Source organism: Vibrio paucivorans (assembly GCF_054053395.1).
The window spans coordinates 396,176-416,755 of sequence record NZ_CM133230.1 but is presented as its reverse complement, the minus strand read 5'-3'; the positions used below and the strand labels follow the sequence as shown (position 1 = coordinate 416,755).

Below are 20,580 nucleotides of genomic sequence, written 5' to 3'. Positions count from 1 at the left end.
CATTTAATAACAATCAGAAGGCTAAAATATGTACGGATTTCATGGTATGAGCTGGCTAATGCCAATCTCGATGATGTTATTTTGGGGAGCTATCATCTATTTGATCTTTTCTTACGGTAAAGATTCAAACAAAGCTGAGTCTTCAATCAATATCGCTAAAAGGCGCTATGCCAGTGGGGAAATAACGGTTGAAGAGCTCAATGAAATTAAGAAACACCTATAAACTAAAAAGCGGCGCTAATGCGCCGCTTTTTTATCATGTATCGTAAACTACTCAACCGTCACCGCTTTCGCTAGGTTACGAGGTTGATCCACGTCGGTTCCTTTGATCAGCGCCACATAGTAAGACAGCAACTGCATTGGAATGGTGTAGTAAATAGGTGCCGTAATATCGCTGACGTGAGGCATGGTGATGATCTTCATTGTTTCATCAGCTTCAAAGCCAGCTTCTTCGTCCGCGAATACATACAGTAGTCCACCACGAGCACGCACTTCTTCGATGTTGGACTTCAGCTTCTCAAGCAGCTCATTACTTGGTGCCACCACAACCACAGGCATATCCGCATCAATTAACGCCAATGGGCCATGCTTAAGCTCACCGGCAGCGTATGCCTCGGCGTGAATATAGGAGATCTCTTTGAGTTTTAACGACGCTTCCATAGCGATTGGGTAGAACTCACCACGCCCAAGGAACAGAGTATGGTGTTTATCGGCAAAGTCTTCTGCTAATGCTTCGATGTCTTTTTCAAACGATAGTGCAGCGTTGATCTGTGCTGGCAACGCATGCAGGGCTTGAACAATCTCTTTTTCTTTCTCTGCTGAAACGCGATTTTGCTGTTTGCCCAACGCAGTCACTAGCATTAAAAGTGCCGATAGCTGAGTAGTGAAGGCTTTTGTAGATGCCACACCAATTTCGACACCTGCACGTGTCATGAAGGCAAAATCAGATTCACGCACCAGCGAAGAGCCAGCGACATTACAAATCGTCATCGCAGCCATATAGCCTTTTTCTTTTGCCAAGCGAAGCGCCGCTAATGTATCGGCCGTTTCACCCGACTGAGAAAGCGTAATTAACAGGCTGTTTGGACGAGTAACAAACTTGCGGTAGCGGAATTCAGAGGCAATCTCAACATCACAGCTCACGCCAGCAATGTCTTCAAACCAGTAACGTGCCGTCATACCTGCATTGTAAGAAGTACCACACGCCACAATCTGCACGTGTTCTACTTTGCTTAAGATATCTGCAGCGTTAACACCAATGGCCTCAGTGACCACAGCATCATCACTGATACGCCCTTCCATAGTGTTGATAAGCGCGGTTGGCTGCTCGTAAATCTCTTTTTGCATGAAGTGGCGGTATTTACCTTTGTCACCGGCGTCATGCTCAGCGTTTGATTCAATGATCTCACGCTCAACAGACTCACCCAAAGCGTCAAACACATTCACTTCACGACGAGTGATTTCCGCTACATCGCCTTCTTCTAGGTACATGAAGCGACGCGTTACATTCAACAGTGCAAGTTGATCCGATGCTAAGAAGTTCTCCCCAACACCGAAACCAATCACGATCGGACTACCAGAACGAGCAACAACGATTCGGCTAGGATCTTTGCGATCAACCGCTACCGTACCGTAGGCACCTTCAAGCTGCTTTGCCGATTTTTGCAGTGCCTCAACTAACGAGTCGCTCGTGCGCAGTTCCCACTCAACTAAGTGTGCTATGACTTCAGTATCCGTTTGAGACTGGAACACATAGCCACGCTCACGCAGCGTTTCACGCAGTTCTTCGTGGTTTTCGATGATGCCATTATGCACCACCGCAATGTCACCGGACATATGTGGATGAGCATTGGCTTCTGAAGGCTCACCGTGCGTCGCCCAACGTGTATGGGCAATACCCGTACCGCCGATAACATGTTGCTCTTCGACGGCATCAGCCAACTCTTGAACTTTACCTAAACGGCGCACTCGGGTCAGATTTGAATTCGGATCGACAACAGCAACCCCTGCTGAGTCATAGCCGCGATATTCAAGGCGACGTAGCCCTTCAACTAAAATTTCCGCGACATCACGCTGTGCAACTGCACCTACGATTCCACACATAGTTTTCACTCCAATTATTATATTTTTAGCGTCCCTAAAGAGGCAGCAAGCAAAGGCCATAAAGCTAGGGAACTCGATTTGTGTCTTTCGACCTAGTACAGCACGTTAGGCTTGAATCACTTTGACGTTATTGGATTCAATTTCTTCGACATATTCTGGTGCGAGATCGCCATCAGTCACGAGAACATCGATGCAATCCCAGCTCAATTCGAGGTTCGGGATCTTTCTGCCGACTTTTTCTGACTCGACCATCACTACCACTTCACGCGATACTTCCGCCATCACCTTGCTAAGACCAACTAACTCATTAAATGTAGTCGTTCCTCGAGCAAGATCGATCCCATCGGCACCAATAAACAGTTGATCAAAGTCGTAGGATCGTAAAACCGATTCGGCCACTTGGCCTTGAAACGACTCCGAATGCGTATCCCATGTACCGCCAGTCATCAATAAGGTTGGTTCACTCTCAAGTTCATTTAGAGCATTCGCGACATTGAGAGAGTTAGTCATCACCACCAGCCCTCGCTTGTGATTTAACTGCTCGATCAAAGCGGCCGTTGTGCTGCCACTATCGATCACAATACGGTTATGATCGCGAATCAGCCCGGCAGCCGTCTTTGCCAGCGACATCTTTCGAGTCGAAACTTTTTTGTCCAATTCATCACTCACCACTTCTTTCGGTAAAGCAATCGCGCCTCCATAGCGTCGAAGTAGCAGACCATTTTTTTCGAGAGAAGCCAGATCCTTTCTAATTGTGACTTCTGAAGTCTCGAATTGATTGGATAATTCTTCAACGCTGACTTCCCCTTTATCGTTTACTAGGTGGGAAATGGCATGTCTTCGTAGCTGAGTGTTTCGTTTCGACATTTAAGTTTCTTTTTAAAGTTTCGTTTCGAAAGAAAGTATAGTTACAACGAAACTTATTTGTCCATTTATTTCGATCCAAAAAATTAATATTTAGCGCTAAAACCTTGTCCTAAGACAATTCTTAAACAGTGATATTGAAATGATTCGGTGGTAGAATTCGGCCCCGAAAAGAAAAAAAATTACAGAATTGACCGTTATTTTTTTGCAACTTTCAGCGGTTAAAGTGGTGAAAGTCACAAAAAGCCTAGAGTCACAGGCAAATAGTTGGTCATAAAATGACTAAACTTGATGAAAGACTTACAAGTCTGAAGAAAGCAGTTGGACTCATTAAAGAGTGAAACGGCAGGCACAAAATGCCGCCAACAAACATCGCTTCAGCAACGAAACTAAATTCAAATTGTAACAATACTTACCGGAGAGTATCTTCCATGAAAAAGACCAAAATCGTATGTACGATTGGCCCTAAAACTGAATCTGTAGAGAAGTTAACTGAACTAGTAAACGCAGGCATGAACGTAATGCGCCTGAACTTCTCTCACGGTGACTACGTAGAGCACGGCACTCGTATCGCGAACTTCCGCAAAGTAATGGAAGAGTCTGGCAAGCAACTAGCTATCCTTCTAGATACTAAAGGTCCTGAGATCCGTACGATCAAACTAGAAAACGGCGACGACGTTGATCTAGTAGCAGGTCAAGAATTCACTTTCACAACTGACATTTCAGTTGTAGGTAACAAAGACAAAGTAGCGGTAACTTACGCAGGCTTTGCAGCTGACCTTAACGTTGGCAACACTATCCTAGTAGACGACGGTCTAATCGAGATGGAAGTTCTTGCAACTTCTGAGACTGAAGTTAAATGTAAAGTTCTGAACAACGGTGCACTAGGTGAAAACAAAGGTGTTAACCTACCAGGCGTTTCAGTAAACCTACCTGCTCTATCTGAAAAAGATAAGAACGACCTTAAGTTTGGCTGTGAGCAAGGCGTTGACTTCGTTGCAGCTTCTTTCATCCGTAAAGCTTCTGACGTTCAAGAAATCCGTGAAGTGCTAACAGCAAACGGCGGCGAGAACATCCACATCATCTCTAAGATCGAAAACCAAGAAGGTGTTGATAACTTCGACGAGATCCTAGAGCTTTCTGACGGCATCATGGTTGCTCGTGGTGACCTAGGTGTTGAAATCCCAGCTGAAGAAGTAATCTTCGCTCAGAAGATGATGATCGAGAAGTGTAACCGTGCACGTAAGATGGTTATCACTGCAACTCAAATGCTTGATTCTATGATCAACAACCCACGTCCTACTCGTGCGGAAGCAGGCGACGTTGCTAACGCTGTAATGGACGGTACTGACGCAGTAATGCTTTCTGGTGAAACTGCAAAAGGTAAGTACCCAGTTGAAGCAGTAACTATCATGGCTCAAATCGCGAACCGTACTGATTCAGCGCTTAAAGCTGAACTAGGTTCTCGTCTAGACAGCCCACGTCTACGTATCACTGAAGCGGTATGTAAAGGCGCTGTAGACACAGCTGAAAAGCTAGCTGCTCCACTTATCGTTGTTGCAACTGAAGGTGGTAAGTCTGCACGTTCAGTACGTAAGTACTTCCCAACTGCAAACATCCTAGCGCTAACAACTAACACTAAGACTGCTGCACAGCTAGTTCTTACTAAAGGTGTTACACCAATGGTTGTTGACTCTATCGAGAACACAGATGCATTCTACGTAGCAGGTAAAGAGCTTGCACTAGAGTGTGGCCTAGGTAACAAAGGCGACATCGTAGTAATGGTTTCTGGTGCTCTTGTTGCTTCAGGCACTACAAACACAGCGTCTGTACACGTTCTATAAGACATACATTTGCTAAATATAAAAAGAGGGCTTCGGCCCTCTTTTTTTATATATTGATTGCTCAAATTATAAGTATGGCGTATTATTTAAAATAAAGTACATCATACCGTTTATTAATAAGTGTAAGTGAGCAGTAATTGTGTCTAGCCCAACCTTAACTGATAAAGTCTCAAAACTTATCCGCCAAGATATTCTTGAAGGTCACCTCATCCCCGGACAAAAGCTGGTTGTCGCAGAGTTAAGTAAGCGATACAGCGTAGGCGCTTCTCCAGTGCGTGAAGCTTTGGTTCAATTATCTTGGACTAAGTATGTCAAATTAGCGCCACAGAAAGGCTGCTGGGTGGCACCTATGTGTAAAGAAGAGCTAGACGATCTGTTTGATAGTCTAAAATTAATCTCTGATGTCTTACTTCGCAAAGCGATGAAGTCTGGATGTGAAAACTGGGAATTAGATGTTCTCACTTCATTCCATAAGTTAGCGCGCGTCGCTCACACGCCCGAACAGCTTAACAAGAGCGAATGGGAACAGCGCCACTACCAATTTCACTGCGCGCTGCTTGAAGGAGCAAAAGCACATAATATGTACGGCTTCTTTAGCGAAATCATCAATCAAATCACTCGCTATCGTTACTATGCAATCAACAGACATAGCGACGAGGCCCTATTCGATGTCAGTGACCACGAAATGATCATGAAGCTCGTGTTAGCACGAGATACTGAGCAAGCCACAGCGTTGTTGGATAAACACCTCAACAAAGCACATCGTTATATTGAATCAGCCCTTACTGCTGCATGAATATAAGTCGTAAAAAAGCCGGGATATCCCGGCTTTTTTATACAATTTCTTCTTGGCTCAATCGAAGCGAGACTAAGTTTCGCCCTAGGTCTTTTGATTCATACAGCGCGATATCGGCCCATTTATAAGAGCGATTGCTATTTGAAGTTAAGTCGGTAAAGCCTGCGCTCACAGTAACCGTTAAATCACTATGCTTCTCCACCGCTTGGCGTATTCTATTGAGCACTAAGGCCGCTTCTTGCACTGAGGTGTGAGGCATTATGATCGCGAACTCTTCCCCACCAATTCGAGCGATAAAGTCAGTATTACGTAACGTCTCTGCTAGGGTATGACCTACCACACGGATAACTCTATCGCCTTCATCGTGGCCTTTCTCGTCATTCACGCGCTTGAAGTGATCGATATCTACCAGAGCAAGACACATCGCTTGCTCTGCCCCATAACGCTCTACTAATTGAGCAGACTTAACCAATTCACTTTCGAACTTTCTGCGGTTCCACAGCTCCGTCAGTTCATCTTTTTCACTGAGCGTACGTAAGCGCTCTTCCAGTTCTTTTCGCGCAGAAATATCAACAAACGAGGTAATGTAATAATCCACTTTGTTGTTAGCAAACAACACCGCCTGAATACGTGTAATAACCGTAAACTCACCACCCGAGGCGTTTTTAATCCGTAGTTCACCTTCCCAACGACGACGCTGAGAAACGATGTCGAGCACATCGATAAGCTTTTCTATCTTACGCTCGCCCAACAAGATCTTGAGCAAATTACGGTTGGTTACTTGGTTCGGGCGGTAGCCGGTCATGTTGCAGAATTCTTCATTAACCATCACCACTCGGTGGGACTTATCGGAAATCATCACCGCTGACATCCCGTTGAGCGCCGCCCGAGCCAATTTACTCTCGATATTTCGTTTATGGTAGTGCAGCAACATTGAAGTGGTCGGTACGGCAAATAACAGCATTAACAAGAACACGAAAATGGCTTCTTGGTATAAGTCGTTAACATCTCGTGCTGCTCGCTGTTTCAATTGCTGCTGAGAAACTTGAATGATCAAACGCAGCGACTGGCTTTCAGACAATTTAAGCTTAGTAAATGCCACCAGCGTGTCATCTTCGACCACGTAGCCAACTTTCTTATTGTTCATGGTTAACCAAGCATCTGGAAACTGCTTGGCGATATTGAAATCACGTCGTCTCTCAATCAAGTCACCAAATAACTTGCCACCGTGGTGACTGGCGATATAGAAGCCCTCTTCATTGATCACTTCAGGTCTAAAGTCATTGTTGGGCGAATAGTTCAAGCGCGAAGACAAATACCAAACATCTAAGTTGATGATCAAGTAACCCGCACGTCGGCCCATCATAGTCACTGGGATCATCACTCTGAGCGTTGGCGTATAAGGGATCACAAACTCACCAAGATCTTGCTCAAGATCGATTCCCCACGATCCTATCTCGCGATCCGCTAGCGTCAGGGCATGTTTAAAGTAATCACGATGGCTGATGTCTTCTAACATCACTTCCGGTGTCGCAATGTTACGAGCCACAGAATAGTTAACTTTGATCTTTTCCATGCCTTTGGTGTCAATAAAGCGCACCGAGGTATACCACTTCTGGTTTACAGCAATAGAAGACCAGACTTCTTCTAGGGTGCGTTTGTTAGCATTAGTCGGTGCGATTAAGTAATCGTAAATACTTTGGCTGTGGGAGAGCAGGTTCGCAATAGAGACCATTTGCGAGCGTAAGCTGCGATACTCTCGCTCACTGTAAGCGAGCTGAAATAACGCTTCTTTAGCACTTTGTTGGATGTTTTCTTGTTTGAGAGTCGTGTAGCGCTGATAGTAGTAGCCGAAAATAATCAAGCTAAACACCAGACATATCATGAATAACGATGTGAGGATTTTAGAAAATTTCATTGATATGCCCAGACAAAAATCGGGGCGATTATACCACCTTCATTCGGTTATAAAATAGGTAGTGGTGATTTATTCATCAGCACTACCTATGGATTAAACCGATTGATAGACAACTAGTTGTCTAGTTTATAAATTACGTCCACTCGGTCACGAATTACGATAGTCGAGTCCTGATAACTGCTGGCTTCACTCTTGGCATCCATGGCCATCGAGCGCATTAAAACAGGTTGGTTATTCTGCATATTGTAGTTAACTCGCCACACCGGCCCCAACTCTTGTTCAAAACCTTCGGCTAACGATTTCGCTTTCTGATTAGCATCTTTAATCGCCGCCATACGAGCTTGTTCCTGATAGCTCGCCTGATCTTTCACTTTCAAGCGAATGTTGTTCACTTGGTTGATTCCATCAGCTAACGCGAGATCTAAGTACTGATTCAGTTGACTAAGATCCTCAACCACGACTGTAACACTTCTCGTCGCTCGGTAACCGACCAGTTCCGGTTTACCTTTTTTAGGGTAGTGATACTGGGGCGTTAGATACAGGTTGGAACTGGTAAAGTTGTCTGCTTCAACCCCATTACTCTTGAGGCTCGCTAGAAAGTCTTCAACCACTTTATCGACCGTTTGTTTTGCCTGCTCTGCGGTCAGAGTCGTTTCTACAACCTTGACTGAAAACTCTGCCATATCTGGCTTTGCCACTACTTCACCATAGCCTGTCGTGGCAATATGCGGGAATGATGGGTTGGCGAATACACTGAATGAGGCAACGCTCGATAATGCGATTGCCCACTTGGTTACTGCTCTCATTAAATTCATCCTTAATCATCTACTCCAGTACATAATAGGCAACCAAGCTACGTTCACTAGCAGTTTCTCATCAATCTGACATAACTTTGACCTGAATAGCTATTTTGCAACTGAAGAACTACTGAGGTAACACTTGGTGGGCGTAGTTCAAAATTGACTGTGTGATCTCTTTTAAAACTCCCGTTTCAAGCTGCCAGTGATGCCAATACATCTGATGAGAAATCATGTAGTTGGGAAGTACATCCACTAATGTCCCAGCGTTTAATTCATCAACGATCTGTAATTTGGGGATCAGGCAATACGCCACACCGGCTTCGGCGACTTTGACAAAGGCTTCTGAACTACCCAAATTATGGTTGATCACGCTATTGCGTGGTAAACCAAATCGCTCGCGTAGAAATTGATGATGCAGTTGATCATGCTGATCAAATGAAACCGCTGGCGCTTTGCGTAAAGACTCCGCATTCACACCCTGTGAGAAATAGCGCGTGACAAATTCTGGGCTGGCGACACAAATGTAGTCCATACGACCTAAGTACTCGGCCGTGCACCCGGGCAGAGCTTGCGACTCAAAGCTGATAGCCCCTGCAACTTCACCACTTTTAAGTTTTTCAATCGTGCGTGACTCACCATACACCGCTAAGCTCAGCTCAACCTTTCGCACTTTCATTAGATCTTGTAAAGCGGGGAGCAACCAAGTCGCTAGGCTGTCTGCATTGGTCGCTATCGAAATCTGTAGAGGCCGCTCAGTATCTTGGTTCATTAGCTCAGGTACCAGTTCGCTCTCCAATAAACGAACACGGCGATTTAGACCCAGCAGCTTTTTACCGACTGGAGTCGGGCGTGGTGGTTGCTCTCGGATAAGGACAGGCTGAGCAAGAAACTTTTCCAGTTGTTTGATTCGCTGGGACACTGCAGACTGCGAAATAAACAGCTCTTCTGCCGCTTTCTCAAAGCTGCCTTGGCTCAACACTGAGTCCAACGCTTCCAACCATTTGTAGTCTAACCCTCTCATCCATCCGCCCTTAAATCAGAATCTCTTATGATGCATTAATATCATTAATTATACTTATCTACCACTAAGCGATATCGTTCAGCCCTTATTTGAACAAAGCATTGAGGTGTATCGTGAGTTTTTGGGTCTTGCTACAAGGGTTTGGTTTGGGTGCCAGTATGATTATTCCAATCGGAGCGCAGAATGCCTATGTTCTGAATCAGGGGATCAAACGTAATCATCACCTTACGACAGCCACTATTTGTAGCTTGCTCGATACACTGTTTATTTCTCTGGGTATATTTGGTGGCGGCGCGATTCTGTCGCAGAATGAAGTCTTGCTTACTGGCGTTACCTTAGGAGGCATCGCATTTTTATCGGTTTACGGGGCATTATCTCTGCGTAGTGCATTTAAGGGGGCAGATGCAAGTGAATCCAACAGCGAGGTCATTGCCCGCGGTAAGAGAACCGTGATTCTCGGCGCACTCGCCGTGACGGTATTGAACCCGCATTTGTACTTGGATACAGTGGTCATCTTAGGTTCGATTGGCGGCCAGTTTGAAGGTGAAGAGCGTATTTCGTTCGCGATTGGTACCATCTTAGCGTCTTTCGTCTGGTTCTATAGTTTATCGATGGGCGCCGCGAAACTTGGGCCAACGTTATCTAAACCGAAAGTAAAACAAGCGATAGATATTGGTGTCGCACTGATGATGTTTACCATTGCTGCGGTGCTCACCAATCAACTCGTCACTCAATATTGGTAAGGAATCATGATCCAGTTAGAGCATATTTATCAGAAAAACATTTGCCTGTTTGAGCAAACATCAGTGCCGTTTCAAGAGTGGCGACATGAACCAATCCTTGATTTCGCTACTGATGTGTTGGTGGCAGAGCGACTTGGCTGGACAGGAACACACAGCAAAAGCCTATTCTTGAAACTAAAAGGCACTGGTTACGCGCTGTACTTAACCGACAAAGATACTCGCTTTGATGCAAAAGCACTGAAGACGTTGCTAGGTAAGCGACCATCAATTTGCAGTGATGACGAAATGATTGAGCAGACAGGCTGCGTACCAGGAGCCGTCAGCCCCTTTGCGCTATCAAGCGATATCCCTATCGTTGTAGATACAAGGTTATACACCTGCCAGGAAATCCTTTATACACCTGGGCATCCGGAAGTTACCTTTGGCTTTGCTGGACAAGCACTACCTACACTACTGGCTGAAATCGATAATCCGGTTATCGAGATGTAGCAGCTCCCCTATGTGCGAATAGATTGAATAGTGGCAGACATTAAAAAAGCGAGGCTAAATGCCTCGCTTTTTCTATCACAGCATAATACTTCGATTACGCTTCAACTTTATTTAAATGAACATCCATTTGTGGGAATGGGATTTCAATGCCTTCATTGTCTAGGCCTTCTTTAATTGCCTGCATCAAGTCAAAGTAGGTATCCCAGTAATCCGCTGTTTTCACCCAAGGGCGAACCACAAAGTTTACCGAAGAGTCTGCCAAGGTATGCACACCAACTTGTACTCCTGGCTCTTGTAGAACACGCTCGTCAGATTCACAGATCTTAGTTAACAGTTCTTTTGTTTTCTGTAAATCAGCGCCGTAAGAAACGCCAATCATCAAATCAATACGACGCGTCTCGTGACGTGAGTAGTTAGTAATTGGGCTACCAATCACACTACCATTCGGTACAACGACCATCTTGTTATCAGGAGTCGTTAAGACCGTTTGGAAGATTTGAATAGACTCTACGCTACCAGCAACACCGCCAATTTCTACGTAGTCACCTGATTTGAATGGGCGGAATGCCACAATCAATACACCAGCAGCAAAGTTAGACAATGAACCTTGTAGTGCCAAGCCAACGGCTAAACCAGCGGCACCAATAACCGCAACCACAGATGCAGTCTGAACACCAACACGCCCTAGAGCGGCAATCAATACAATAACAAATAGCAGGTAACGCACTAAACCATGGATAAATTCGATAACCGCTTTATCCATGTTTTTCTTTTCAAGAACTTTAGAAACGCTGTTAGCGACTGCTTTTACAATGATGTTACCGATAAATAGAATCAGTAATGCAGATAAAATATTCACACCGTACTGAATCAATAGATCCGAATTATTGCTGAGCCAATGTTCAGCTTGTTCTAACCCATCCACCAATGGTGTTTCGATCGTCGTCGATTCGTTTGCCATAACGCGTATCCTCTAAAAATAAATGCTGCTATGAATCTAGCTGCCGTCAAAGTCCTATGAACAGTAACGAGCATATCAATTTCCTGAACATGTGTCAGTTTTTCGGCACGATATATCAATCGTTACTTTTTTCAAAGTCAGGTTTTTGCAAAAGCTGTTAAAACAATCAGTTATCAGACTATTCTTACATCGCCACCTTTTAGATTATGCGAGATTTTTCCATTCATCCACAAAGATAAGACAAGATAGGGATAAAGCTTGGGTAACACGCACAAAAAAGCCCGCTCGAAGAGCGGGCTTTTCGTTAACTTAGTAAAGACGAATTATAGTACGTCTACTGCGTTAAGGTCAGCGAATGCTTTCTCAAGACGAGCAACCATAGAAGCTTGACCAGCACGTAGCCATACGCGTGGATCGTAGTACTTCTTGTTTGGTGCATCTTCACCAGTTGGGTTACCGATTTGACCTTGTAGGTAATCGCGGTTTTCCGCTTCGTATGCACGGATACCATCCCAAGTCGCCCACTGTGTATCAGTATCGATGTTCATTTTGATAACACCGTAGCCGATAGACTCTTGGATTTCTGCTTCGGTAGAACCAGAACCACCGTGGAATACAAAGTTTAGAGCGTTAGGTGCGATACCGAACTTCTCTGCACAGTATGCTTGAGAATCACGTAGGATAGTTGGAGTTAGTACAACGTTACCTGGCTTGTATACACCGTGTACGTTACCGAATGATGCAGCGATAGTGAAACGTGGGCTAACAGCGTTTAGTTTCTCGTATGCGTAAGCAACGTCTTCTGGAGAAGTGTAAAGCTCAGATGCGTCCATGTGAGAGTTATCTACGCCGTCTTCTTCACCACCAGTACAACCAAGTTCGATCTCGATTGTCATGTTCATTTTAGCCATGCGCTCTAGGTACTTAGCACATGTTTCGATGTTCTCTTCTAGAGACTCTTCAGAAAGGTCTAGCATGTGAGAAGAGAATAGAGGCTTACCAGTTTGAGCGAAGAACTCTTCACCAGCGTCTAGTAGACCGTCGATCCAAGGAAGTAGTTTCTTAGCAGCGTGGTCAGTGTGCAGGATAACTGGAACACCGTAAGCTTCAGCTACAGCGTGAACGTATTTAGCACCAGCTACAGCACCAAGGATTTGAGCACCTTGACCTTCAAGTTTAACGCCTTTACCAGCGAAGAAAGCTGCGCCGCCGTTAGAGAACTGAACAACAACTGGAGATTTAACTTTAGCTGCTGCTTCTAGTACTGCGTTTACAGAGTCAGTACCTACAACGTTTACTGCAGGAAGTGCGAAGTTGTTTTCCTTAGCTACTTCAAATACTTTCTGTACGTCATCACCAGAGATAACACCTGGTTTTACGAAATCGAAGATCTTAGACATGGATTTAATCCTATTTAACCGTCATTTAGAAAAAGTGTCGTTTTTATAACAAAACTTGTTAAGTTCAAATTTTGGCAAACGTTTGCTCACAACGTGCGCTATTCTAGCAAAAAAATGTGAAGTGCAGCAAACGAGAAAGCGGGAGAATCTCTTCCCCCGCTTTGAATGTTTTACTTAGCGCGCTCTTCTAGCATTGCTACTGCTGGAAGTACTTTACCTTCAACAAACTCAAGGAAAGCACCGCCACCTGTTGAAATGTAAGATACGTCAGCTTTGATACCGAACTTGTCGATTGCTGCTAGTGTGTCACCACCGCCTGCAACTGAGAAACCAGCTGATTCTGCAATTGCTTTAGAGATGCCTGCAGTACCCGCTTCGAAGTTTTTGAATTCGAATACGCCAACTGGGCCGTTCCAAAGGATAGTTTTTGCATTGCCGATGATTTCAGCTAGTGCTGCAGTTGAATCTGGACCAAGGTCGAAAATCATGTCGTCATCTGCAACGTCAGCAACGTTCTTGATTTCAGCTTCTGCGTTCTCATCGAATGCTTTTGCACATGCAACGTCAGTTGCTACTGGGATAGAACACTCTTTCATTAGCTTTTGAGCCGTTTCTACTAAGTCTGCTTCGTATAGAGACTTACCTACGTTGTGGCCTTCTGCTGCAATGAATGTGTTCGCGATACCACCACCAACAACCAGTTGATCAGCAACTTTAGATAGAGACTCTAGAACCGTTAGCTTAGTCGATACTTTAGAACCACCAACGATAGCAACCAGTGGACGCTCTGGGTTGTCCATTGCTTTACCTAGCGCTTCTAGCTCTGCAGCTAGAAGAGGACCAGCACACGCGATAGGCGCGTTCATGCCAACACCGTGAGTTGACGCTTGTGCACGGTGAGCAGTACCGAATGCATCCATTACGAAGATGTCACACAGTGCAGCGTACTTCTTAGAAAGCTCTTCTTCGTTCTTCTTCTCGCCTTTGTTGAAGCGAACGTTTTCAAGAACAACAAGCTCACCAGCGTTTAGCTCTAGGCCATCTAGGTAATCTTTCGCTAGTTTAACGTCGCAATCTAGAGCGTCGTTTAGGTAGTTAACAACAGGAGCTAGAGAGAACTCTTCAGCGTATTCACCTTCAGTAGGACGACCTAGGTGAGAAGTAACCATTACTTTCGCGCCAGCTTCAAGACAGTGCTTGATAGTTGGAAGTGATGCAAGAATACGAGCATCTGAAGTTACTTTGCCGTCTTTTACTGGCACGTTAAGGTCAGCACGGATAAATACGCGTTTACCTGCAAGTTCCAGGTCAGTCATCTTGATTACAGACATGGTTTGTCCTCTCAAATATTTAATAAATAAAGTTTTTGGAAACCCGGCACCCCTGCCGAGCCTAATAATTCTTCAAACTGGTTACTTATATGGAGATACCGCTTATTTATTTCAAGGTCTGAAATAAAGTTTTCTCCACGCATCTTTCCTTACTTGGATTCAGATGCCTGCATTGCGAGTGCCGTATCCAGCATACGATTCGCAAAGCCCCATTCGTTATCACACCAAACCAGCATTTTCACTAAATGCCCGTTACTTACTCGTGTCTGTGTACCATCGACAATCGCGCTATGGGGATCATGATTAAAGTCGATAGAAACGAGCGGCGCTTCAGTATAGTCAACAATGCCCTGTAATGTACACTGAGATGCGTTAACAATGGTTTGATTTACGTCATTAACTTTCACATTTGTATTAATTGTGACACTTAAATCCATCGCAGTGACGTTTACCGTCGGTACTCTTACAGAAATTGCTTCAAACTTGTTGGAAAATTTCGGAAATATCCTTTCAATCCCTTTATGCAACTTGGTGTCTACTGGGATAATGGATTGACTCGCAGCTCGAGTCCTGCGCAGGTCTGAATGGTAGGCATCGATCACCTGCTGATCGTTCATAGAAGAGTGAATGGTAGTGATGGTGCCAGATTCGATTTCGAACGCATCATCAAGCGCTTTGATGATCGGCACAATACAGTTAGTAGTACAAGACCCGTTCGATACGATCTTATGCTCAGCAGTCAGCGTGTCGTGATTCACACCATATATGATGGTGTTATCAAGATCGTTGGCACCAGGGTGAGAGAACAACACTTTCTTCGCACCGGCTTTGATGTGCTCTTGCCCATCGGCTTGCGAACCAAAAACACCAGTACAATCCAACACAAGATCCACTTCAAGATCACGCCAAGGCAATAGCTCAATATCGCTAAGGTGCAAAATTCTAATCGAATCAAACTCACTCTTATCTTTCTCACATAAGCCGTGATGAATATAGATATGCTCTTGGTCGTTAGTCACCTTCTTACCAAATCGGCCATGACTGGTGTCGTATTGGAGCAAGTGTGCCATGGCATCTGGCTGCGCCAGTTCATTCACAGCCACCACTTTAATCTGTTGGTGCTTGCCACTTTCATATACCGCTCGCAATACATTACGCCCGATACGCCCAAATCCATTGATCGCGACTTTTAGCATGGATCCCATCGCCTTTACTCTATTTACGTGTCACAGATAGTAACTGATAGGCGGCTACTTCGCACCCATAGAGTGATATGCCACGAAAATAGTAATAAATTCACACTACTTATAATTAAACCCTATGCATAATTAACAAGTGAGTGGTGGATAACCTCACCCTGCGGCTGTTTTTTACCTAGTTTTGTCAACCAAAGGAAAGGGGTATCTATGTTTACAGCCACTCAGTTTTGCGAGAAATGCCAACAAGAAACTGTACATAGTGAAGTGTTAGTTCGTAAGCCTAGTCGTTACGACACACAGTTTACTTGGACAGGTCGAATTCTTCTTTTTATTAGAGAGTTCATCAATGGCGGGCACTACTACAACATGGACCGATACGTGAAGTGTAAGGTGTGTGGCCATAAGCAGCTTGATAACAAAGGCGATGAGTTCGAATAACTGCGGGCATAAAAAAACCGAGCATATGCTCGGTTTTATTTTGTCTTTTAAAAGTAGAAGGCGCTATTACTGCTCTTCTTCTTCCATATCTTCGTCGCTGTATAACGCGTCTTCACCTTCGTAGTAAGTACCCCACCCGTCATAGATGATGTCGTACTTCTCAGCAAGATGGATAAGTTTTTCAACTTGAGCATCAATGGTTTCTGCATTTAGTACTGACTGCATAGTCGCATCACAACAAAGTAGCTTGTTGCCATCTTCGTCTTCCGTTTCTTCCGCTTCTAGTACTTCAAAACCCATCTTAAACGCTTCGACTACCGCTTTTTCTAGCGTATCAAAGTCTTCTGCAAACAGGTGGTGTTCGATCTCGTACATCGCATCTGGATCACTGCCATCTTCTAATAGTGCTTGAACGATGTCGCGAGTCTCTTCCTTTTGAATCTCAATTAATTCTTCGACTGATAGATATTCATCTTCATGAGACATAAGTGCTGCTCCAGATAGTGGTCATAGGATCAAATTCAATTGAGGCGAAATATGGCATGGATCGCGCTGAAATGCCACCAACAACCGCAACAAGTCGTCATCTTTTTACTTAGTAACAAGTGGATCAATCTGAAATCCCTCAGATCGACCTCTCAGAAACAGAAATTTAACAATTTGATACTCTGACCGCTATTTAGAGTTTTGTATTTATCCTGCTCGCAATAGTAACCAAGTAAAAGTGAGTGAATATGAATTTGCTCTGCATAGCTTATACAAGAGTGGTATTGCATAAACAGTTAACATTTTCGGACATCTCGCGTTTATGTGAATGACTATGCGCAATTATCTCCATTGATATGTTCCCAACCGCTAGAGATAAACGAATAGAAACGCAGAAAATACCACTAGGAAGATTCCACTTAAAATTAGACTAAAAATCTAAAAAATCTAATTTTGACTAATTTTGACTAATTTTCCACCAAAAGTTTACTAATTGTTAGCATCTCAATCTAAACAAGGGGCTTGCATCTTTATAACAAGCTTGTCATAAATACGCTCAGGAACAAAAGTAAGGATACAAAATGAGTAAGTTGTACGTTGGATCTGAAGTAGGTCAGCTAAGACGAGTACTGTTAAACCGACCAGAACGCGCCCTCACCCACTTAACACCATCAAACTGTCACGAACTTCTGTTTGATGACGTATTGGCAGTAGAAGCAGCAGGTGAAGAACACGATGCATTTGCCGATACGCTAACCAAGCAAGGCGTAGAAGTGCTGTTACTGCACGATCTATTGGTGGAAACATTGGCTGTGACAGAAGCTCGTGAGTGGCTACTCAATACACAGATCTCCGATTTCCGCTACGGGCCAACCTTTGCGAGAGATCTACGTAATTACTTATCACAGATGGATAACGAGCACCTTGCGACAGTGTTGCTGGGTGGATTAGCCTATTCTGAATTGAAGCTAAAGTCTTCTTCTATGCTGCCTAAAATGCATAGACCACTCGATTTTGTCATTGAGCCTCTGCCAAACCACCTCTTCACTCGTGATACCTCATGTTGGGTATATGGTGGTGTATCACTTAACCCAATGATGAAGCCTGCGCGTCAACGTGAAACCAACCACCTGCGAGCTATTTATCGCTGGCACCCGGTTTTTGCAGGGCAAGACTTCATTAAATACTTCGGTGATGAAGACCTTCACTACGACAACGCTAACATTGAAGGCGGTGATGTACTGGTTATTGGTAAAGATGCAGTTTTGATCGGCATTTCTGAGCGCACAACGCCACAAGGTGTTGAGAACCTAGCCGCAAACCTGTTTAAACACGGTCAGGCCAAGCAAGTGATCGCCGTAGATCTTCCGAAGCACCGTTCTTGTATGCACCTTGATACAGTAATGACTCATATGGACATTGACACTTTCTCTGTCTACCCAGAGATCATGCGTAAAGATCTTGATACTTGGCGTCTAACACCAAAAGACGACGGCGAAATGAAGGTGGAGAAAGTACCTAGTTACATTCATGCAATTGAAGAAGCGCTTGGCTTAGATTATTTGAAGATCATTACCACCGGTGGCGATAGCTACGAAGCTGAGCGTGAGCAATGGAACGACGCCAATAACGTACTGACTGTGAAACCAGGGGTTGTGATTGGCTATGAACGTAATGTGTACACCAATGAGAAATACGACAAGGCAGGGATTGAAGTTCTGACTATTCCAGGTAACGAACTCGGCCGTGGCCGTGGCGGTGCACGCTGTATGAGTTGCCCAATTGAACGTGATGCTATCTAGTGAATTAACGTAACCTAGAATAACTCCTAATAAAAAAGCTGCGAAAGGTCGTCTCGCAGCTTTTTTCTATCTACTGTACGTTGAAAGATGGGCGTTACTCAGTACCACCGACAGTGAGCGCATCCAACTTCAAGGTCGGCTGACCAACCCCAACAGGGACACTTTGGCCTGCTTTTCCACACACACCAACGCCGCGGTCAATGCTGAGGTCGTTACCCACCATCGACACTTGCTGCATCGCTTCAATACCAGAACCAATTAGCGTTGCACCTTTAACAGGGCGAGTGATCTTACCATCTTCGATTAGATACGCTTCCGAGGCAGAGAATACAAACTTACCAGAAGTAATATCCACTTGGCCGCCACCAAAGTTTGGTGCATAAAGGCCTTTTTTCACCGTCGAGATGATTTCTTCAGGCGCATGCTGACCAGGCAACATATAAGTGTTGGTCATGCGTGGCATTGGCAGGTGTGCATAGGATTCACGGCGGCCATTACCCGTTGGGTTGACTCCCATCAAACGCGCATTGAGCTTGTCTTGCATATAGCCTTTCAATACCCCGTTTTCAATCAAGGTATTGTATTGACCATTCACGCCCTCGTCATCGACGTTAAGCGAACCACGCAGATCTTTTAGCGTACCATCATCAACGATAGTACAAAGATCAGAAGTCACTTTTTCTCCCACTTTACCGGAGAAAACCGACGACTCTTTACGGTTAAAATCGCCTTCTAAGCCATGACCTACTGCTTCATGCAGTAGAACACCCGGCCAACCAGAGCCTAGAACGACTGGCATTGTTCCGGCTGGCGCAGCCACCGCTTCCAAGTTAACTAGCGCTTGGCGAATCGCTTCATCGGCAAACTGGTACGCAATCTGGGTCCCTTCTTGGCTACCTAAGAAGAAATCGTAGCCAAATCGACCACCACCACCTGCGCTACCACGCTCACGGCGATCGCCCTTCTGAGCTAACACGCTAATAGAAAGACGAACCAATGGCCTAATATCGCCTGCGTAAGTCCCGTCGGTCGCCGCCACTAACATTTGTTCATGAACACCACTCAGGCTCACCGATACTTCTTGAATCAAAGGCTCTTTGGTTCGGATATACGCATCCAGCTCTTTCAACAATTCAGTCTTTTGCTGCTTCTGCCAGTTATCTAGAGGGTTAACCGCATCATAGTAAGTCTGGTTTTCGTTGCGCTTAAACGCTTGAACTTTGCCATTTTGCCCCTGTTGGGCAATACCACGAGCTGCGATTGCACTCTGTTTCAGGCCTTCCAATTGGATTTGATCTGAGTAGGCAAAGCCTGTCTTCTCCCCTGTGACAGCACGCACACCGACACCACGATCGATATTGAATGAACCATCTTTAATGATGCTGTCTTCCAGCACCAAAGACTCATGCCAGCTCGATTGAAAGTAAATGTCCGCATAATCAATCTGACGGGTAGCTATACTGGCAAGAGTATCTGCGATGTCTTGCTCTGTCAGACCTGCTGGACTTAGCAGTGCATCTTCAATGCGATTAATTGTCATATTCTGCTCTTAGTTTTAAATGTATTTTCAAAGCGAGTGTGTTGACCCACTGGCATGTTTTTACGAATATCTTCGACGATTGCTAAATCGATTTCAGTAATGGCGCTCGCAGTTTCTCCCGCTAAGCTTAAAATGACTTCCCCCCACGGAGAGATCACCATTGAATGACCCCATGTTTCTCTGCCACACGGGTGAACACCGGTTTGATTGACAGCGACTACCCATGCTTGCGTTTCTATTGCTCGAGCACGCAACAAAGTTTCCCAATGCGCTTTGCCCGTAACGGCAGTAAACGCCGCAGGTACAATTAAGATCTGTGCCCCTTTCTGAACCAATTCAGAGTAAAGATGTGGAAAACGTACATCGTAGCAAATGGATAAACCTAAGATGCCTAGCGATGTCTCAGCGGTAACCACTTGATTACCGGCAGAAAAGGTTTCTGATTCTCGGTAGCGTTTATGGCCATCTTCGACATCGACATCAAACATATGCAGTTTATCGTAATGTGCAGTAAGGCGGCCATCCGGATTAAACAACAGACTCGTTGTTGTCACACCGTTTAGTGTGGCAATTGGCATACTGCCAACCAATAACCATATTTTGTTATTTGCAGCTAATTGGCTCAGCCGGTCTTGCAGCTCTCCACTACCAAGAGGTTCGGCGCACAAGTGGTAATCTTGTTTATTACCAAACACCAGTGCATTTTCTGGTGTCACGATTAGCTTTGCTCCTTGCTCGGCCAATCGTGTCACTTCTTGTTCAATATACGCTATGTTTTGCAGTGGCTCTGGGCCAGAGGTCATTTGGATCAGACCAACACTTTCCATGTTATTACCCACTCTACC

At 44.8% G+C, this 20,580-nt stretch carries 19 protein-coding genes; 7 read left to right on the top strand and 12 right to left on the bottom strand.

Going from position 1 to position 20,580, the window contains the following annotated elements:
- Positions 1-28: 28 nt before the first annotated feature.
- Positions 29-223, top strand: coding sequence for an SHOCT domain-containing protein (locus ACXABW_RS02035; RefSeq protein ID WP_457523756.1), 195 nt, complete (start codon positions 29-31; stop codon positions 221-223).
- A gap of 47 nt (positions 224-270) precedes the next feature.
- Here the strand turns inward: ACXABW_RS02035 and glmS are convergent, their stop codons facing one another.
- Together glmS and ACXABW_RS02025 are read right to left on the bottom strand one after the other, a co-directional pair.
- Positions 271-2,103 carry a glutamine--fructose-6-phosphate transaminase (isomerizing) gene (glmS, locus tag ACXABW_RS02030; RefSeq protein WP_457523754.1) on the bottom strand — a complete coding sequence of 611 codons (1,833 nt, stop codon included), beginning with the start codon at positions 2,101-2,103 and terminating at the stop codon, positions 271-273.
- A gap of 105 nt (positions 2,104-2,208) precedes the next feature.
- On the bottom strand, positions 2,209-2,970 hold the full coding sequence (locus ACXABW_RS02025) for a DeoR/GlpR family DNA-binding transcription regulator (RefSeq protein ID WP_252029381.1): 762 nt from the start codon (positions 2,968-2,970) through the stop codon (positions 2,209-2,211).
- 428 nt (positions 2,971-3,398) lie between these two features.
- Here ACXABW_RS02025 and pykF point away from each other — a divergent pair, with 428 nt between their 5' ends.
- Positions 3,399-4,811 (top strand): pyruvate kinase PykF, encoded by a 1,413-nt coding sequence (gene pykF / locus ACXABW_RS02020; protein WP_252029379.1) that lies wholly within the window; start codon positions 3,399-3,401, stop codon positions 4,809-4,811.
- A 139-nt stretch (positions 4,812-4,950) separates the two neighbouring features.
- A complete protein-coding gene (locus ACXABW_RS02015) occupies positions 4,951-5,607 on the top strand; it encodes a GntR family transcriptional regulator (RefSeq protein ID WP_457523752.1) in 657 nt (218 codons plus the stop codon).
- A gap of 37 nt (positions 5,608-5,644) precedes the next feature.
- Here ACXABW_RS02015 and ACXABW_RS02010 read toward each other — a convergent pair whose 3' ends face one another.
- From ACXABW_RS02010 to ACXABW_RS02000, 3 genes are all read right to left on the bottom strand, one after another.
- Positions 5,645-7,525 carry a sensor domain-containing diguanylate cyclase gene (locus tag ACXABW_RS02010; RefSeq protein ID WP_457523750.1) on the bottom strand — a complete coding sequence of 627 codons (1,881 nt, stop codon included), beginning with the start codon at positions 7,523-7,525 and terminating at the stop codon, positions 5,645-5,647.
- Positions 7,526-7,638: 113 nt separating this feature from the next.
- Entirely contained in the window at positions 7,639-8,331 is a 693-nt protein-coding gene (locus ACXABW_RS02005) for an oxidative stress defense protein (protein ID WP_265686248.1), read from the bottom strand.
- Positions 8,332-8,449: 118 nt separating this feature from the next.
- Entirely contained in the window at positions 8,450-9,346 is an 897-nt protein-coding gene (locus tag ACXABW_RS02000) for a LysR family transcriptional regulator ArgP (protein ID WP_457523747.1), read from the bottom strand.
- A gap of 113 nt (positions 9,347-9,459) precedes the next feature.
- Between ACXABW_RS02000 and ACXABW_RS01995 the strand changes: the two genes are divergently transcribed.
- Positions 9,460-10,089 (top strand): LysE/ArgO family amino acid transporter, encoded by a 630-nt coding sequence (locus ACXABW_RS01995; RefSeq protein ID WP_252029370.1) that lies wholly within the window; start codon positions 9,460-9,462, stop codon positions 10,087-10,089.
- Between the two features lie 6 nt (positions 10,090-10,095).
- Complete coding sequence (locus ACXABW_RS01990; protein WP_457523745.1) at positions 10,096-10,578, top strand: YbaK/EbsC family protein; 483 nt, start codon at positions 10,096-10,098, stop codon at positions 10,576-10,578.
- Between the two features lie 94 nt (positions 10,579-10,672).
- On the opposite strand, the gene mscS is transcribed toward ACXABW_RS01990, so the two are convergent.
- The 4 genes from mscS to epd form a co-directional block, all read right to left on the bottom strand.
- On the bottom strand, positions 10,673-11,539 hold the full coding sequence (mscS, locus tag ACXABW_RS01985; protein WP_252029366.1) for a small-conductance mechanosensitive channel MscS: 867 nt from the start codon (positions 11,537-11,539) through the stop codon (positions 10,673-10,675).
- 323 nt (positions 11,540-11,862) lie between these two features.
- Entirely contained in the window at positions 11,863-12,939 is a 1,077-nt protein-coding gene (gene fbaA / locus ACXABW_RS01980; RefSeq protein ID WP_252029364.1) for a class II fructose-bisphosphate aldolase, read from the bottom strand.
- Between the two features lie 170 nt (positions 12,940-13,109).
- Complete coding sequence (locus ACXABW_RS01975; protein WP_252029362.1) at positions 13,110-14,270, bottom strand: phosphoglycerate kinase; 1,161 nt, start codon at positions 14,268-14,270, stop codon at positions 13,110-13,112.
- Between the two features lie 149 nt (positions 14,271-14,419).
- Positions 14,420-15,466, bottom strand: a complete 1,047-nt coding sequence (gene epd / locus ACXABW_RS01970; RefSeq protein ID WP_457524931.1) for an erythrose-4-phosphate dehydrogenase — start codon at positions 15,464-15,466, stop codon at positions 14,420-14,422.
- A 210-nt stretch (positions 15,467-15,676) separates the two neighbouring features.
- Between epd and ACXABW_RS01965 the strand changes: the two genes are divergently transcribed.
- Positions 15,677-15,907, top strand: coding sequence for a hypothetical protein (locus ACXABW_RS01965; RefSeq protein WP_252029360.1), 231 nt, complete (start codon positions 15,677-15,679; stop codon positions 15,905-15,907).
- Positions 15,908-15,973: 66 nt separating this feature from the next.
- Here the strand turns inward: ACXABW_RS01965 and rraB are convergent, their stop codons facing one another.
- Positions 15,974-16,393: a ribonuclease E inhibitor RraB gene (gene rraB, locus ACXABW_RS01960; protein WP_457523743.1), complete on the bottom strand. Its 420-nt coding sequence runs from the start codon at positions 16,391-16,393 to the stop codon at positions 15,974-15,976.
- A 581-nt stretch (positions 16,394-16,974) separates the two neighbouring features.
- Between rraB and arcA the strand changes: the two genes are divergently transcribed.
- The gene (gene arcA / locus ACXABW_RS01955; RefSeq protein ID WP_252029329.1) at positions 16,975-18,195 is read left to right on the top strand and encodes an arginine deiminase; all 1,221 of its coding nucleotides are present in this window, start codon (positions 16,975-16,977) and stop codon (positions 18,193-18,195) included.
- Positions 18,196-18,289: 94 nt separating this feature from the next.
- On the opposite strand, the gene tldD is transcribed toward arcA, so the two are convergent.
- Both tldD and ACXABW_RS01945 read right to left on the bottom strand, forming a co-directional pair.
- Complete coding sequence (tldD, locus tag ACXABW_RS01950) at positions 18,290-19,735, bottom strand: metalloprotease TldD (protein WP_457523741.1); 1,446 nt, start codon at positions 19,733-19,735, stop codon at positions 18,290-18,292.
- Positions 19,732-20,562 carry a carbon-nitrogen hydrolase family protein gene (locus ACXABW_RS01945; RefSeq protein ID WP_457523739.1) on the bottom strand — a complete coding sequence of 277 codons (831 nt, stop codon included), beginning with the start codon at positions 20,560-20,562 and terminating at the stop codon, positions 19,732-19,734. The genes tldD and ACXABW_RS01945 overlap by 4 nt, the downstream gene beginning before the upstream one ends.
- Positions 20,563-20,580: the final 18 nt, after the last annotated feature.